Consider the following 13,933-nt stretch of genomic DNA (forward strand, 5'->3'; position numbering starts at 1 on the left):
CAGACACAAGGACTGACAAAATGAACGCCCTCAAGAAGCTCTTTGGCGGCAACACCCGCCAATTCGGCATGATCTTCGCCCTGGTTGCACTGATCGTCTTCTTCCAGATCGCCACCGACGGCCGCACGCTCACCCCGGGCAATGTGATCAACCTTTTCAACGGCAACTCCTACATCCTGATCCTGGCCATCGGCATGGTGCTGGTGATCATCGCCGGCCACATCGACCTTTCGGTCGGATCCGTGGCTGCCTTCGTGGGCGTCACCGTGGCGCTTGCTATCCGCGACTGGGGCATCCCCTGGTACGCCGGCATCCTCCTCGGCCTCGCACTGGGAGCGCTGATCGGTGCCTGGCAAGGGTTCTGGACAGCCTATGTGGGCATTCCCGCCTTCATCGTGACGCTGGCCGGCATGCTCCTGTTCCGCGGCTTCAACCAGTTCGTGGGCAAGTCCAACACCATCCCGGTCCCCTCCGACTTCCAGTACATCGGCTCCGGGTACCTGCCCGAGGTCGGGCCCAATACCGGCTACAACAACCTCACCCTGCTGCTGGGCATCGCAGGCGTCGCCTTCGTGGTCTTCAGTGAACTCCGCGCCCGCCGCACCGCCAAAGCACTCGGCGCCGAGGTTCCCGAGGGCTGGGTCGTGGCCGTGAAGCTGGTCCTCATCTGCGGCGCCATCCTCTACGCAACGTACCTCTTCGCCACGGGCCGCCCCGGCACCTCCTTCCCGATCCCGGGCCTGATTCTGGCGGTCCTGGTTCTCATCTACGGCTTCATCTCCTCCAAGACCGTCGTCGGACGCCACGTCTATGCCGTGGGCGGCAACCGCCACGCCGCCGAGCTCTCCGGCGTCCAGTCCAAGAAGGTCAACTTTCTGGTGATGATGAACATGGCCATCCTTGCCGGCCTCGCGGGCATGATCTTCGTCGGCCGTTCCACGGCCTCCGGCCCGTTCGACGGCGTGGGCTGGGAACTTGACGCCATCGCGGCTGTGTTCATCGGCGGCGCAGCAGTGACCGGCGGCGTAGGCACCGTCATTGGCTCGATCGTCGGTGGCCTGGTCATGGCGGTGCTGAACAACGGCCTGCAGCTCCTCGGCGTCGGCGCCGACCTCACCCAGATCATCAAGGGCCTGGTCCTGCTGATCGCCGTCGCGTTCGACGTCTACAACAAGAGCCAAGGCAAGCGGTCCATCATCGGCATGCTGACGCAGAACTTCAACCGCCCCAGCGGCGGCACCCCGCTCCAGCCTGACGAAGTTACTTCCACGAAAGAAACCATCTCCCGGGAAGCCTGAGCAGCCACGGCTCCCGGAACATTTCCACCCCTATAGAAAGTGAACCAAGCAAATGCGAATGATTGGTAAGGCAGGAAAGGCGGCAGCGGTCGCTGCCATTGCGGCACTGGCGCTGACAGCCTGCGGCCGCTCAGAAACCGGCACAACGGGCGGTGGCACAGGCGGCGGCGAGGCGTTCCCCAAGGACTCCTCCATCGGCGTCGCACTCCCCCAGAAGACCAGTGAGAACTGGGTTCTGGCAGAGAAGCTGTTCAACGACGGGCTGACCGAGGCCGGCTTTAAGCCGGACGTCCAGTTCGCCAACGGCGGCGTATCCGAGCAGCAGAACCAGATCAGCGCCATGATCACCAAGGGCGCCAAGGTCATCATCGTCGGCGCCATCGACGGTGCGCAGCTGGGCACGCAGCTCAAGCAGGCCAAGGACTCCGGCGCAACGATCATTGCGTACGACCGGCTGCTGCTGAACACGGAGAACGTGGACTACTACGTGGCCTACGACAACTTCAAGGTCGGCGAACTCCAGGGCCAGGCGCTGCTGGACGGCATGAAGGCCAAGAAGCCCGAAGGCCCCTACAACATCGAGCTCTTTGCCGGTTCCCCCGACGATGCCAACGCCAAGGTCTTCTTTGACGGCGCCATGAGCGTCCTGAAGCCGAAGATCGACGACGGCACGCTCAAGGTGCTTTCCGGCCAGACCTCCTTCGAGCAGGCCGTAACCCAGGGCTGGAAGGCAGAAAACGCACAGCGGCGCGCCGATACCCTCCTCGCCGGCTCCTACAGCAGGGCTCCCCTGGACGGCGTACTGTCCCCGAATGACCTTCTGGCCCGCGCCGTGCTGACGTCCGTCAAGGCCGACGGCAAGCCTGTTCCGGTCATCACCGGGCAGGACTCCGAGGTTGAATCCGTCAAGTCCATCATGGCCGGGGAGCAGTACTCCACCATCAACAAGGACACCCGCAAGCTCGTTGAGCACGCGATCACCATGGTCAAGGACATCCAGGCGGGCAAGACGCCTGAGATCAACGATGACAAGTCCTACAACAACAAGGTCAAGACCGTTCCGGCCTACCTGCTGGAGCCGGTCATCGTGACGAAGGAGAACGTCAAGACGGCCTACGTGGACGATCCGGTACTCGGACCGATCACCAAGTAGTAACGCCTAGCTTGTAGCGTGACAAACCAGTAACGCTACAGACGCTGCCGCTGAAGAGCCCCGGCTCCCCCAAGGGAGGGCCGGGGCTCTTCTGCCCTGACCCAACCCTCCCTCACCTTCCGCACCTCCTGACCCGACCCTCCCGCACCTTTCGCAGCTCCTGACCCAACCCTCCCTCACCTTTCGCCCGTAATTCCCGAGCCCTCCCGCACCGTTGGCACGTAATTCCCGAACCCTCCTGCGCCCGGGTGAGAGGATGGCGAAATGACGTCGCCCATTGCAAAGCCGTGGCTCTTCAGCCAACCGAACCAAGACCCGCTAGCCGCGACCGGCTCTCCCCTGCGGTGGGGAATCATCGCGACCGGACGAATCGCCTCACTGGTGTCCCAGGATCTTGCCCTGCTGGCTGATGCCAATTTGTACGCAGTCAGTTCCCGCAAGCAGGAAACGGCTGATGCGTTTGCCGCCGAGTTCGGCTTTTCTGTGGCCTACGGCGACGACGCCGGACAACAGGGCTACGAGCGTCTGCTCGCTGATGACTCCGTCGATGTGGTGTACGTTGCAACGCCCCACGCCCAGCACCACCAGATGGTGCTCGCTGCCCTCAACGCGGGCAAGCATGTTCTTTGCGAAAAGGCCTTCACAATCAATGCCCGTGAGGCGGCCGAGCTGATAGCCGTGGCCCGGGAAAAGAAGCTCTTCCTAATGGAAGCCATGTGGAGCCGCTTTCTCCCGAGCATGCAGCGGGCCTTCGACATTGCAGGGTCAGGCGAACTCGGCACCGTGCAGTGGGTCACGGCGGATCTCGGCTTCCCCGCCCCTTATTCCCCTACCGCCAGGCTGTGGGCAGTTAGGGACGGAGGTGGCGCCCTCCTCGATCTGACCGTTTATCCCCTGCTGTGGGCGCTGGGCACCTTGGGTTTCCCGCAGGCTGTAAGTGCCACGGGTGCACTTAACGACGACGGCGTGGACGCCCAGAATGCGCTGACCCTGGAGTACCGCCAGGGAGCGCAGGCGCAGCTGACGTCCTCATTACTGGCCCACGGACCAAGGACTGCAACCGTAGCGGGGAGCTTGGGCTACCTGCAGTCGCTCGGCTCGATCAACAACCCGAAGCAGCTGGTCATTGGAATCGGGCGTGAACCGCTGCGCACGGAGCATTTCGAGGTTGCAGGCCGCGGCTTTGCCTACGAGCTTCGTGAGGTGACGCGCTGCATCCAGCAGGGTTTGACGGAAAGCCCGGTCATGCCGCTGGAAGACTCACTGAACATCATGCGCCTCTTCGACGGCGTTCGGGCACAGCTGGGCGTCGGCTACCCCAACGACGCGCACTGAGCATTCCGCTCGGCGGCGTCCTGTAAATTCGATAGACAAATATTGCTACGGCTCTGGACTCCGGCTTTCCGCGAGGCTTAGGCTGTAGACGATCGTCGAATTGTTCGCAAACCGGGGGGTGTCGAGCATGGCCAGCAGTATGTCGCCATGGTCTGCGCTCCGCCCCTTGCGCCCGGTCCTCATAGCAGGAGCAGCCGCCGTCGCTTGGCTGTCCTTTTCCGCTCCCGCCGCCGATGCGAGCCCCCAACAGGGCCCGGATTCACTGCTCGGCGGGATCACCGCCCCGGCTGCTTCGGCAAGCAACGGAACGGATAACCCCCGCCTCACTAAGCAGGCTTTGAAGGCTATCGACTCGATAGTCGCCGCGGCCCAACCGGATGTGTCTACCGTTCCGGTTCTTGCAGCCCCTCCCAGGGCAGTTCCCTCTGGCGCTGCGCCTGCTCCCGCAGAATACGTGCCCTCTCTCGTTAGCGAAATCGTCGCCCCAGTGGAGGCAGCAGCCAACACTCTGACGTCGTCGGAAATCCTTCCGGCGCAGGTAACCGCCCCCGTGGCGTCTCTGGCGGATGCGGCAGTCGACCGTGTGGCGGAAACTGTTACACAGACCGTTGCTGAACCGGTAGCTGAGGCAGCACCAGTCTTGGCACCGCCGCTTAAGTCCATTTCTGATGTGGTCTCACGCGCGCCGTCGCTCATTGAGCCTGTGGCACCGGTTCAGGAGGTCCGCGAGGAAATTGACTCGGTGGCTGCGGTGGATGTGCTCGAAGCCCTCCCGGCAGCTCCAAGCTCCGGTTCCTCCAACCAGGGTGTCAGTGCAACGCAGTCCGCTGCGTCGACCGCCAATACGACTCCTGGAAATACCGGAATTCGAGACGGGTTCTCCTCGGTCAACTCCACTCTGCTCGCCGCATCTGGCCCCGCCATGGCTGCTCAGTCCCTCTTTGCGCTGTCCGGCAATGAGGGGACACCTGCCGGGGACAACAAACGTCTCGGCCCCCTGCTTCCGACTCCTCCCCCGGGGTCCGGATCCGGGAATGGACAGTCTTCCGGCGGTCCCTTCGTTTCCGCCGCGTGGCTCACGAGCCCGTTCCAGCATCTTCCGTCAGCAGGTCTTCTCCCTGTCAGCGGCCCTCTTCAGCATGTCCCCTCGCCGATTGCTTTGGAACCCGGCTCTTCTCCTGACTAATTGGCCGCCCCCTGCACCTTTCTTGCAGAAATACGGCCAATACTGGGCTGCTTTCGGCCGCCCAAAAACAACTCTTCAGGAGACATCAAAATGCATCAGCAACTTCGCAGGGGCCTTCTAGGCACCCTCTTTGCCGGCGGGCTGATCGCGCTGGGAGCCACAGCGGCCAGCGCGGACACCACCGCAACCGGCACCGTTACCCTCGGTTCCGAATCCGCTTCAGCGGACCTCACTGCCTCGGCGTCGTTGGGCCTGCTGGGTGGTCCAACGGCGTCGAGTTCCCCGCAAGTCGCGGCGGCTGCCGACATCACGCTCGGTGACGCCACAGCTGCCACAACTGGTACTGGCACCACCGCCGACGCCCTCGTCGACGTCAACCTCGGCGACGCCGCAGGCACAGGCACCACCGCCGACGCCCTCGTGGCGGCCAACCTCGGCAACACCGCAGGCACCGGCACCACCGCCGACGCCCTCCTCGACGTCAACCTCGGCAACGCCGCAGGCACCGGCACCACCGCTGACACCCTCGTGGCGGCCAACCTCGGCAACGCCGCAGGCACCGGCACCACCGCTGACGCCCTCGTGGCGGCCAACCTCGGCACCACCGCAGGCACCGGCACCACCGCTGACGCCCTCGTGGCGGCCAACCTCGGCAACACCGCAGGCACCGGCACCACGGCCGACGCGGTTGTCGACGTGAACCTGGGCGATCCTGCGGGAACGGCCACGGGCACCGGCACCACCGCCGACGCCCTAGTCGAGGTCAATCTCGGCAACACCGCAGGCACCGGCACCACGGCCGACGCGGTTGTCGACGTGAACCTGGGCGATCCTGCGGGAACGGCCACGGGCACGGGCACCACCGCCGACGCCCTCGTCGAGGTCAATCTCGGCAACACCGCAGGCACCGGCACCACGGCGGACGCCGTCGTGGAGGTGAACCTCGGCAACGCCACAGGCACCGGCAATGCCGTTGACGCGGTCGTGGCGGCCAACCTCGGCAACACCGCAGGCACCGGCAGCACCACCGCCGACGCCCTCGTGGCGGCCAACCTCGGCAACACCTCAGGCACCGGCACCACCGCCGACGCCCTCCTCGACGTGAACCTCGGTAACGCCACAGGCACCGGCACTGCCGTTGACGCGGTCGTGGCGGCCAACCTCGGCAACACCTCAGGCACCGCAACGGGCGCTAGCGCCGACGCCCTCGTCGATCTCGGCCTTGGGGGAACGGGTCTGGTCGGCGATAACACTGCAGCCGCCGCAGGTGCCGGCAACGTCGGTCTCGGTGTCGGTTCCGGCGCCGGCTCCACCGTTGGTTTGGGAGTCGATCTCGGCATCGGCTTCGGCAGCGATTCGGGTACGGCTCCCCCGGTAACCGATCCGGGTAACGGCTCGGGCACCGGCTCTGACAACGACGGCACCACCGGCGGAACCGGAACCAACGACGGCACCACCGGCGGAACCGGAACCAACGACGGCACCACCGGCGGAACCGGAACCAACGACGGCACCACCGGTGCGAACGGGACAAACGACGGCGCCGCCACCGGTAGTGGGTCCGGAATCGCTGTCCTTCCTGCCGGTTCCCTGACCGCGGATGCAACAAAGGCAGCCACGGCACAGAACGTCGGAAACACCGCGATGGCCTCCGGGCAGTCGACGGGCGGTCAGCAGCAGCTCGCCAATACCGGAGCTGACACCGGCTTGCTGCCCTTCGCCCTGGCACTCCTGGCGATCGGCGTGCTGATGGCCGTCCGGCGGAAGAAGGCCTAAGCCAGCCGCCAGAACAAGGAAGGCGCAACGCCTGACTGAGTAAGCGAATCAGTGCCGGTGGTCCGACCTGGAGGGGTCTTCAAGCCTCACCAGGAGCGGACCGCCGGCAGGGTTCTGCCTCCACGGACTGTGGCGCCAGGAACTGCCGCGGCGTCCGCCGCTCCGGCCGCGTATTACCCTTAACGGGACCGAATGCGGATAAGGACGGCACGTTTTGGATGATTCGCCCAGCAGCGTTACGGCTGATGTATTGGACGGGCGCTACAGGCTCGGAGAAGTTATAGGCCGGGGAGGCATGTCCTCGGTCTACACGGCCCGCGACGAAAACCTCGGCAGGGATGTGGCGCTGAAGCTGTTCGCTCCCCAGGCTGCCGACGCCGACGAGCTCAAGCGGCAGGAAGCGGAGATCAAGCTTCTCGCGACGCTCAACCACCCAAGCCTTGTGACGCTGTTCGACGCCGGAGTGGACACCCGTGTGCCCGACCAGCCGAGGCCCTTCCTCACCATGGAACTCGTGGAAGGTCAGGACCTCCGGGGCCGGCTGCGCCACAGCCCGGTTCCACTGGAAGAACTCGCGGTGATCGGGGCGGGAATTGCCGACGCCCTGGCCTACGTGCATGGGCTGGGCATCATTCACCGTGACATCAAGCCTGCAAACATCCTTCTCGTTCAGGTCCGCCCCGGTGAGCCGGTGCGGCCCAAGCTGACGGACTTTGGGATTGCCAGGATCGTGGACGGCACACGGCTCACCGCTACAGGAACAATGGTGGGAACCGCCGCATACCTCAGCCCCGAGCAGGCGATGGGCTCCCCGCTCTCGCCGGCCACGGACATCTACTCGCTGGGCCTTGTGCTGCTCGAATGCATCAAGGGCACGGTGGAATTTCCGGGCAGTGCAGTCGAGTCGGCAGTTGCCCGCCTGCACCGCGCACCTGTCATTCCCGAGGACCTGCCCGAGGAATGGCAGCACCTTCTTTCCTCTATGACTGCCATCCAGCCGCAGGAACGGCCCAGTGCAGCCGACCTCGAAACCGCCCTGCGCCGTGCGCTGGTGTCACCGGATTCCGTGCCCGGTGAAGTTGCTGAGGAGCACACGCGCATCCTCCCGGCGCTGCCGTCCCGGCCGCCGTCGACCGTAACGCAGAAGGTGGCCTTTCACGAAGCGGCCGCACGGCAGTCCGCCGTCGTCCCGCCTGCCGGGGCGCACTCCACAGCCCCCGAACCCGTCGTCGGCTCGGAGGAAACCCGTGCGCCTGGCGGCCCCCGGCGGCGCACCCGGCGCATATGGCTGGCGTCAGCTGCCGCAGCCGCTGCCCTGCTCGCCGCAGCAACGGCGGTGACCTTCGCCGTCACCACACCGGCGACGCCCGACGTCGTCACTTACCCCACAGTGACCGGCACCTTGGGCGATCACCTCGTGGAACTGCAAAAGAGTGTGGAACCGTGATTTCGTTCGCCGGGTTGCGTTCCGCCCTGCCCGCGCGCGCTTCCGCAACCCTCGCCATTGGCCTGCTTGCGTTTGGTCTCGTCGCCTGCGGAGGCACGGCACCGGAGCTGGAGACCGACGCGGCCTCCCAGCTTCAGCAGCGCGTGCTCGCCGTAACGAAGGCGGCTGCCGGAAACGATCCGGCCAAGGCTCTGAAGTCCCTGGAGCAACTGTCGTCGGAACTCGATGCCGCGGCTGCAGCCGGCCAGGTTTCCTTCAAGCGCCACCAAAGCATTACTGTGGCCATCGATTCCGTCAGGACGGGTCTCGCCTCCGCACAGGCTGCCAAGAAATCCGCCGCGGCAGCAGCTGCCAAGGCCGCAGCCGCCAAGGCCGCAGCAGACGCTGTCAAGCAGTCCCCTTCCCCGGTCACTGCACCGGTGGTTGTGGCCCCTGCCCCCGCGCCGACTCCTGTTCCTGATGCAGGCGAAAAGGGCAGGGAAAGCTCCGGCAAAGGCAACGGGGACGAGGACAAGGACAATGACAAGGGCTCCGGGGACAAGGACTAGTAGTCCCCCGATAACGGCATTAGCAGTGCCTCATAGCACTCCCCCGGTCTCTTCAAATGCTCCGACGTTCCGACTACGTTGGAGGTGTTCCACCAAACATTCAGAGACCATCACCGCGGGCACGCCCGCTGCCTGAAGGAGTGAACAGCGCATGGCTACTGTCCAGGAGTCCATCGAAGTCGATGTCCCCGTCAGCAAGGCCTACAACCAATGGACCCAGTTCGAGGACTTCCCTCATTTCATGAGCGGCGTCGACTCCGTGCGGCAGCTCGATGACACCACAGTCCATTTCGAAACAAGTATTGGCGGCGTCAAACGGGAGTACGACGCCCAAATCACCGTCCAGGAGCCGGACCAGCGCGTCACGTGGGAGAGCCTGAACGAACCCCGAAATGCTGGAACTGTCTGGTTCGAGTCCTTGGGACCGGAGCAGACCAAGGTCAACGTCGAACTCACCTGGGAACCCGAATCTGCAATGGAGAAGATCGGGGCTGCCGTTGGCCTGGATTCCCGCCAAGTCGCGTCGGATCTGAAGAAGTTCAAAAAATTCATCGAGAGCGAGGGCTCGGAAACCGGCGCATGGCGTGAGTCGGTCCGCGACGGCGAGGTCGAGGGCCAGGGTGGAACGAGCGGCATGGGAGCTGCTGGCATGGGCGCAGCCGGGGCCGCTGGCGTGGGCACAGCCGGGGCCGCTGGCGTGGGCACAGCCGGGGCCGCAGGCATGGGCGCCCCGGACCTCGTGCCGCCCGGCGGGGCCGGCGGGGCCGGGACAGGCATGGCCGGCGAGGGCACGAGGGTCGGAGACGGGATGACGACGCCCGGTGCAGGTGCAGACCCGGCTGATGGATACGGCAACGCTGGGGAGTACAGCAACGCGGACGCCGCCACAGGCTACGCCGCCGGGCCCGGAATGGATGCCACCCCCGGCCGTACCTACGAGTCCGGCGATGCCTATGACACCGCCGCCACCGAGAGGCCCGTTCAAGCGGATCCGGACATGGCAGTGGACGCCCCCTACGGCGACACGGAAGAAGGCGAGCCCCGCAACGACACGAGGCTGGGCGGCACAGGGCGGGATGACACCCCGGACCGCTAGCACCTGAAGCCGAGGTGCGGCCGCCGCTCGTGCGGCTCCTCGCACGCGGCACACCGCCCAATCGCGGCACCGCCTAATCGCGGCACCGGGAGCTGAACTGTAACGCCAAAGCGCCCCGCCACTGAAAAGTGGCGGGGCGCTTCCAGGTATGAATCCGGTTCAGGACCGGTTCAGTTCGTCCTAGCCGAGGCTGGCGACAACCTTGTTCAGGGTTGCCGAAGGACGCATCACTGCAGCGGCCTTCTCGGAGTCCGGACGGTAGTAGCCGCCGATGTCGGCAGGCTGCCCTTGAACCTCCAGCAGTTCGGAAACGATGGCCTGCTCGTTGGAGCCCAGCGCTTCGGCGACCGAGGCGAAGGAGCCGGCCAGTTCGGCGTCGTCGCTCTGCTTGGCCAGTTCCTGGGCCCAGTAGAGCGCCAGGTAGTAGTGGCTGCCGCGGTTGTCGAGCTCGCCGACCTTGCGCTTCGGGGACTTGTCCTCCAGCAGGAAGGTTCCCGTGGCGCGGTCAAGGGTGTCGGCCAGGATCTGGGCCCGCTTGTTGTCCGTGGTGTTGGCGAGGTGTTCGAAGCTGACGGCAAGCGCCAGGAATTCACCCAGGCTGTCCCAGCGCAGGTGGTTTTCCTTCAGCAGCTGCTGCACGTGCTTCGGAGCCGAGCCGCCGGCGCCGGTTTCGAACAAGCCACCGCCGTTGATCAGCGGAACGATTGACAGCATCTTGGCGCTGGTGCCGAGTTCCAGGATCGGGAACAGGTCGGTCAGGTAGTCGCGGAGCACGTTGCCCGTGACGGAGATCGTGTCCTCGCCCTTGCGGATCCGCTCAAGGGTGAACGCCGTTGCCTTGACCGGGGACAGGATTTCAATCTGCAGGCCCTCGGTGTCGTGCTCCTTGAGGTACTCACGTACCTTCTCGATGAGCTTGGCATCGTGTGCACGGGTCTCATCGAGCCAGAACACCGCGGGAGTCTGGGAAGCGCGGGCGCGGTTCACGGCCAGCTTCACCCAGTCGCGGATGGCAAGGTCCTTGGTCTGGCAGGCACGCCAGATGTCACCGGGGCCAACTTCGTGTTCAAGCAGGACTGCACCGGAGCCATCGACCACCTGGATCTTGCCCGGAGCCTGGACCTCGAAGGTCTTGTCGTGGCTGCCGTACTCTTCGGCCGCCTGGGCCATCAGGCCTACGTTCGGAACCGTGCCCATGGTGGTGGGATCGAAGGCGCCGTTGGCACGGCAGTCATCGAGGACCACCTGGTAAATGCCGGCATAGGAGCTGTCCGGCAGAACAGCCAGCGTGTCGGCTTCCTTGCCGTCCGGGCCCCACATGTGGCCGGAGCTGCGGATCATGGCCGGCATGGAGGCGTCCACGATGATGTCGCTCGGGACGTGGAGGCTCGTGATGCCCTTGTCCGAATCGACCATGGCCAGCGCGGGGCCTTCTTCCAGGCCCTTCTTGATGGCGGCCTGGACGCCTTCGCGGACGTCCTCGGGAAGATCCTCGAGCCCGTTGAGGATGGCGGCGAGGCCGTTGTTCGGGCTGATGCCGGCGGCTGCAAGCTGCTTGCCATAGGTGTCGAACAGCTCGGAGAAGTAGGCCTTGACCACGTGGCCGAAGATGATGGGGTCGGAAACCTTCATCATGGTGGCCTTCAGGTGGGCCGAGAAGAGCACGCCTTCTTCCTTGGCGCGGGCAACCTGGGCGGCGAGGAACTCGTCCAGCGCGGCAGCACGCATGACGGTGCCGTCGATCACTTCGCCGGCACGGACCGGGAAGGCCTTCTTCAGGACCTTGACGGTGCCGTCCTCGCGGACCTGCTGGATTTCGATGGTGCCGTCTGCCGGGATGACCACGGACTTCTCGTTGGACCGGAAGTCGTCCGCTTCCATGTGGGCAACGTTGGTCTTGGACTCCGCAGTCCAGGCACCCATGGAGTGCGGGTTCTGGCGGGCGTAGTTCTTCACGGACAGCGGGGCGCGGCGGTCCGAGTTGCCTTCACGCAGGACCGGGTTCACGGCTGAGCCCTTGATCTTGTCGTAGCGCGAGCGGATGGCCGTCTCTTCGTCAGAGGAGGGGTTGTCCGGGTAGTCCGGCAGGTTGTAGCCCTGGGACTGGAGCTCGGCGATGGCCGCCTTCAGCTGCGGCACGGAAGCGCTGATGTTGGGAAGCTTGATGATGTTGGCTTCCGGCTTCTTTGCCAGTTCACCGAGTTCAGCCAGTGCGTCGCCGATCTGCTGCTCCTCCGTGAGGTAGTCGCCGAAGACGGCGATGATGCGACCGGCCAGCGAAATGTCGCGGGTCTCCACCTGCACACCTGCGGTCGAGGCAAAGGCCTCAACGATCGGCAGGAACGAATATGTAGCCAGCATCGGCGCTTCGTCGGTGTGGGTATAGATAATTTTGGCCATGCTCGGGCGTCTCCCTGAAGGTCGGCTTGTATATGGAATCCGGTCTATTTCACCAACCTTTAACTTACCCGAGGTCGACCGGAGGAACCCTACTGGGGCACGGGATCAGGCTTCCGTGACCGCGCTGGCAGGAAACCAGGGACGGGTCTCCATTGTTCCGGGCGGCACTTGCCCCTATCTTAGGCTCATATGAATAACCGCTCCGGCGGCTGAACGTAACCGATATCCCCCGCGGCAGGGGCAGAACAGCACTACCCCTACCTGGGCTGCATAACAGGACTTGGCTTTTACTGATGCTTGTCATCTCCGGGTAGGCTCAACCTCCACCAGCGGGCGGTCCCCCGTCCGCCCACCCGACAGGTAGGACCACAATGACGAGCAAGAAGTCTCTGGCCACTAGCCTCCTGAGCCTTTCAACGGGACTGCTGCTGACTCTGTCGGCAGCAGGCGGAGCAACGGCATCGCCGCGAACGCCGCAGGAGTCGGACGGGCCCCGGATCGCCAGCACCACAGTCGCCAGTCTCACCGCCGCAAGCTACTGGACGTCGGACCGGATGCGGTCCGCCATCCCCGGTGATGTCCTCGCCGAGAAGGCGGCCGCCCGCCAGATCAACAAGGGAAAGACCCTCGACGGGATCACGGACAGGGGCTCAAGCACGAAGATCGCCGGCACGTCCGGAAGAACGAAAACCACAGCTCTGCACACGAACGAAAAGCCGGTCAACCACATCGGCAAGGTTTTCTTCACTCTGAACGGTTTGAATTACGTCTGCTCCGGCAGCTCGGTCACTGCGGCGAACAAGAGCACCGTTTCCACCGCCGGCCACTGCCTTAACGCGGGCCCCGGCGCCTTCGCCTCCAACTTCATTTTTGTGCCGGCCTACAAGGACGGGGCAGCGCCCCTCGGCAAATGGCCGGCCAAGGCACTTTTCGCACCTAAGGAGTGGACCGCCAGCGGCAACATGCAGTACGACACGGGCTTCGCTGTGGTCGAGAAAGTCGGCGCCAAGAACCTCGCGGATGTGGCCGGGGCCGTAGGGGTTGCGTTCAGCCAGCCAAGGGGGCTGACGTACAAGGCGTTTGGCTACCCGGCTGCGACCCCGTTCACCGGGCAGACCCTGGTCAGCTGCTACGGGAAAGCCGGCAATGACGCCATCAACCCGCAGTTCAAAACGCAGGGCATCCCGTGCGACATGACCGGCGGTGCGTCGGGCGGCCCATGGCTGCTCCAGAACGGCGCATCCACGCAGGTGGGATACCAGAACTCGGTCAACAGCTACGGCTACGGCAGCCGCTCCACCGCCATGTACGGTCCCTACTGGGGCGCAATCATCCAGCAGGTCTACAACCGTGCATCGGCCGCGGCCTAACGGAGGCACGGAGCCTCCGGAGGATCCTGTCAGCCACGCCGAGTCGGTGCAGACCCCGGAGGAAATTCTGGCCTACTGGACCCCGGAGCGCATGGCCGGGGCGGAACCGCGGGAGATCCGGCTGCCCGGCCCGGACGAGGACCCGGACAAGGAACCTGAAAACGGATCTGACAACGGCTGACGCAAGCAAAAAGCCCGACGGCGGCTGCTCCCCCAAGGGGGCAGCCGCCGTCGGGCTTACTTCTCTAGTGCCGGCCACCTTTGCTGGGCCCACGCCGCCCGGTTCGCTGGCCGAGCGCAGCGAGGTCAGGGCGGCGGTGGGGA

11 protein-coding genes are annotated in these 13,933 nt (G+C 65.0%); 10 read left to right on the top strand and 1 reads right to left on the bottom strand.

The window, feature by feature from the left end; genetic code table 11:
* The first annotated feature begins 20 nt into the window (after nucleotides 1-20).
* The 8 genes from mmsB to ACIP9X_RS11470 all read left to right on the top strand — a co-directional run bounded on the left by mmsB (nucleotide 21) and on the right by ACIP9X_RS11470 (nucleotide 9,839).
* On the top strand, nucleotides 21-1,298 hold the full coding sequence (gene mmsB / locus ACIP9X_RS11435; RefSeq protein ID WP_400479840.1) for a multiple monosaccharide ABC transporter permease: 1,278 nt from the start codon (nucleotides 21-23) through the stop codon (nucleotides 1,296-1,298).
* Nucleotides 1,299-1,350: 52 nt separating this feature from the next.
* Nucleotides 1,351-2,451, top strand: coding sequence for a substrate-binding domain-containing protein (locus tag ACIP9X_RS11440; RefSeq protein ID WP_400479841.1), 1,101 nt, complete (start codon nucleotides 1,351-1,353; stop codon nucleotides 2,449-2,451).
* 264 nt (nucleotides 2,452-2,715) lie between these two features.
* Nucleotides 2,716-3,786, top strand: a complete 1,071-nt coding sequence (locus ACIP9X_RS11445) for a Gfo/Idh/MocA family protein (RefSeq protein WP_400479842.1) — start codon at nucleotides 2,716-2,718, stop codon at nucleotides 3,784-3,786.
* 127 nt (nucleotides 3,787-3,913) lie between these two features.
* Complete coding sequence (locus ACIP9X_RS11450; protein WP_400479843.1) at nucleotides 3,914-4,972, top strand: hypothetical protein; 1,059 nt, start codon at nucleotides 3,914-3,916, stop codon at nucleotides 4,970-4,972.
* Nucleotides 4,973-5,062: 90 nt separating this feature from the next.
* Nucleotides 5,063-6,748: a beta strand repeat-containing protein gene (locus ACIP9X_RS11455; RefSeq protein ID WP_400479844.1), complete on the top strand. Its 1,686-nt coding sequence runs from the start codon at nucleotides 5,063-5,065 to the stop codon at nucleotides 6,746-6,748.
* Between the two features lie 214 nt (nucleotides 6,749-6,962).
* Complete coding sequence (locus ACIP9X_RS11460) at nucleotides 6,963-8,195, top strand: serine/threonine-protein kinase (protein ID WP_400479845.1); 1,233 nt, start codon at nucleotides 6,963-6,965, stop codon at nucleotides 8,193-8,195.
* Nucleotides 8,192-8,743 (top strand): mucin-associated surface protein, encoded by a 552-nt coding sequence (locus ACIP9X_RS11465; RefSeq protein ID WP_400479846.1) that lies wholly within the window; start codon nucleotides 8,192-8,194, stop codon nucleotides 8,741-8,743. Before ACIP9X_RS11460 ends, ACIP9X_RS11465 begins: the two co-directional genes overlap by 4 nt.
* Before the next feature lie 151 nt (nucleotides 8,744-8,894).
* Entirely contained in the window at nucleotides 8,895-9,839 is a 945-nt protein-coding gene (locus ACIP9X_RS11470; protein WP_400479847.1) for an SRPBCC family protein, read from the top strand.
* 180 nt (nucleotides 9,840-10,019) lie between these two features.
* On the opposite strand, the gene ACIP9X_RS11475 is transcribed toward ACIP9X_RS11470, so the two are convergent.
* Nucleotides 10,020-12,239 (bottom strand): NADP-dependent isocitrate dehydrogenase, encoded by a 2,220-nt coding sequence (locus tag ACIP9X_RS11475; protein WP_400479848.1) that lies wholly within the window; start codon nucleotides 12,237-12,239, stop codon nucleotides 10,020-10,022.
* Nucleotides 12,240-12,610: 371 nt separating this feature from the next.
* Here ACIP9X_RS11475 and ACIP9X_RS11480 point away from each other — a divergent pair, with 371 nt between their 5' ends.
* Both ACIP9X_RS11480 and ACIP9X_RS11485 read left to right on the top strand, forming a co-directional pair.
* Nucleotides 12,611-13,609 (top strand): trypsin-like serine peptidase, encoded by a 999-nt coding sequence (locus ACIP9X_RS11480; RefSeq protein ID WP_400479849.1) that lies wholly within the window; start codon nucleotides 12,611-12,613, stop codon nucleotides 13,607-13,609.
* 46 nt (nucleotides 13,610-13,655) lie between these two features.
* The gene (locus tag ACIP9X_RS11485; RefSeq protein ID WP_400479850.1) at nucleotides 13,656-13,790 is read left to right on the top strand and encodes a hypothetical protein; all 135 of its coding nucleotides are present in this window, start codon (nucleotides 13,656-13,658) and stop codon (nucleotides 13,788-13,790) included.
* The last annotated feature ends 143 nt before the right edge of the window (nucleotides 13,791-13,933 follow it).

Source organism: Arthrobacter sp. NPDC093125, from assembly GCF_044754225.1.
Lineage (GTDB): Bacteria > Actinomycetota > Actinomycetes > Actinomycetales > Micrococcaceae > Arthrobacter.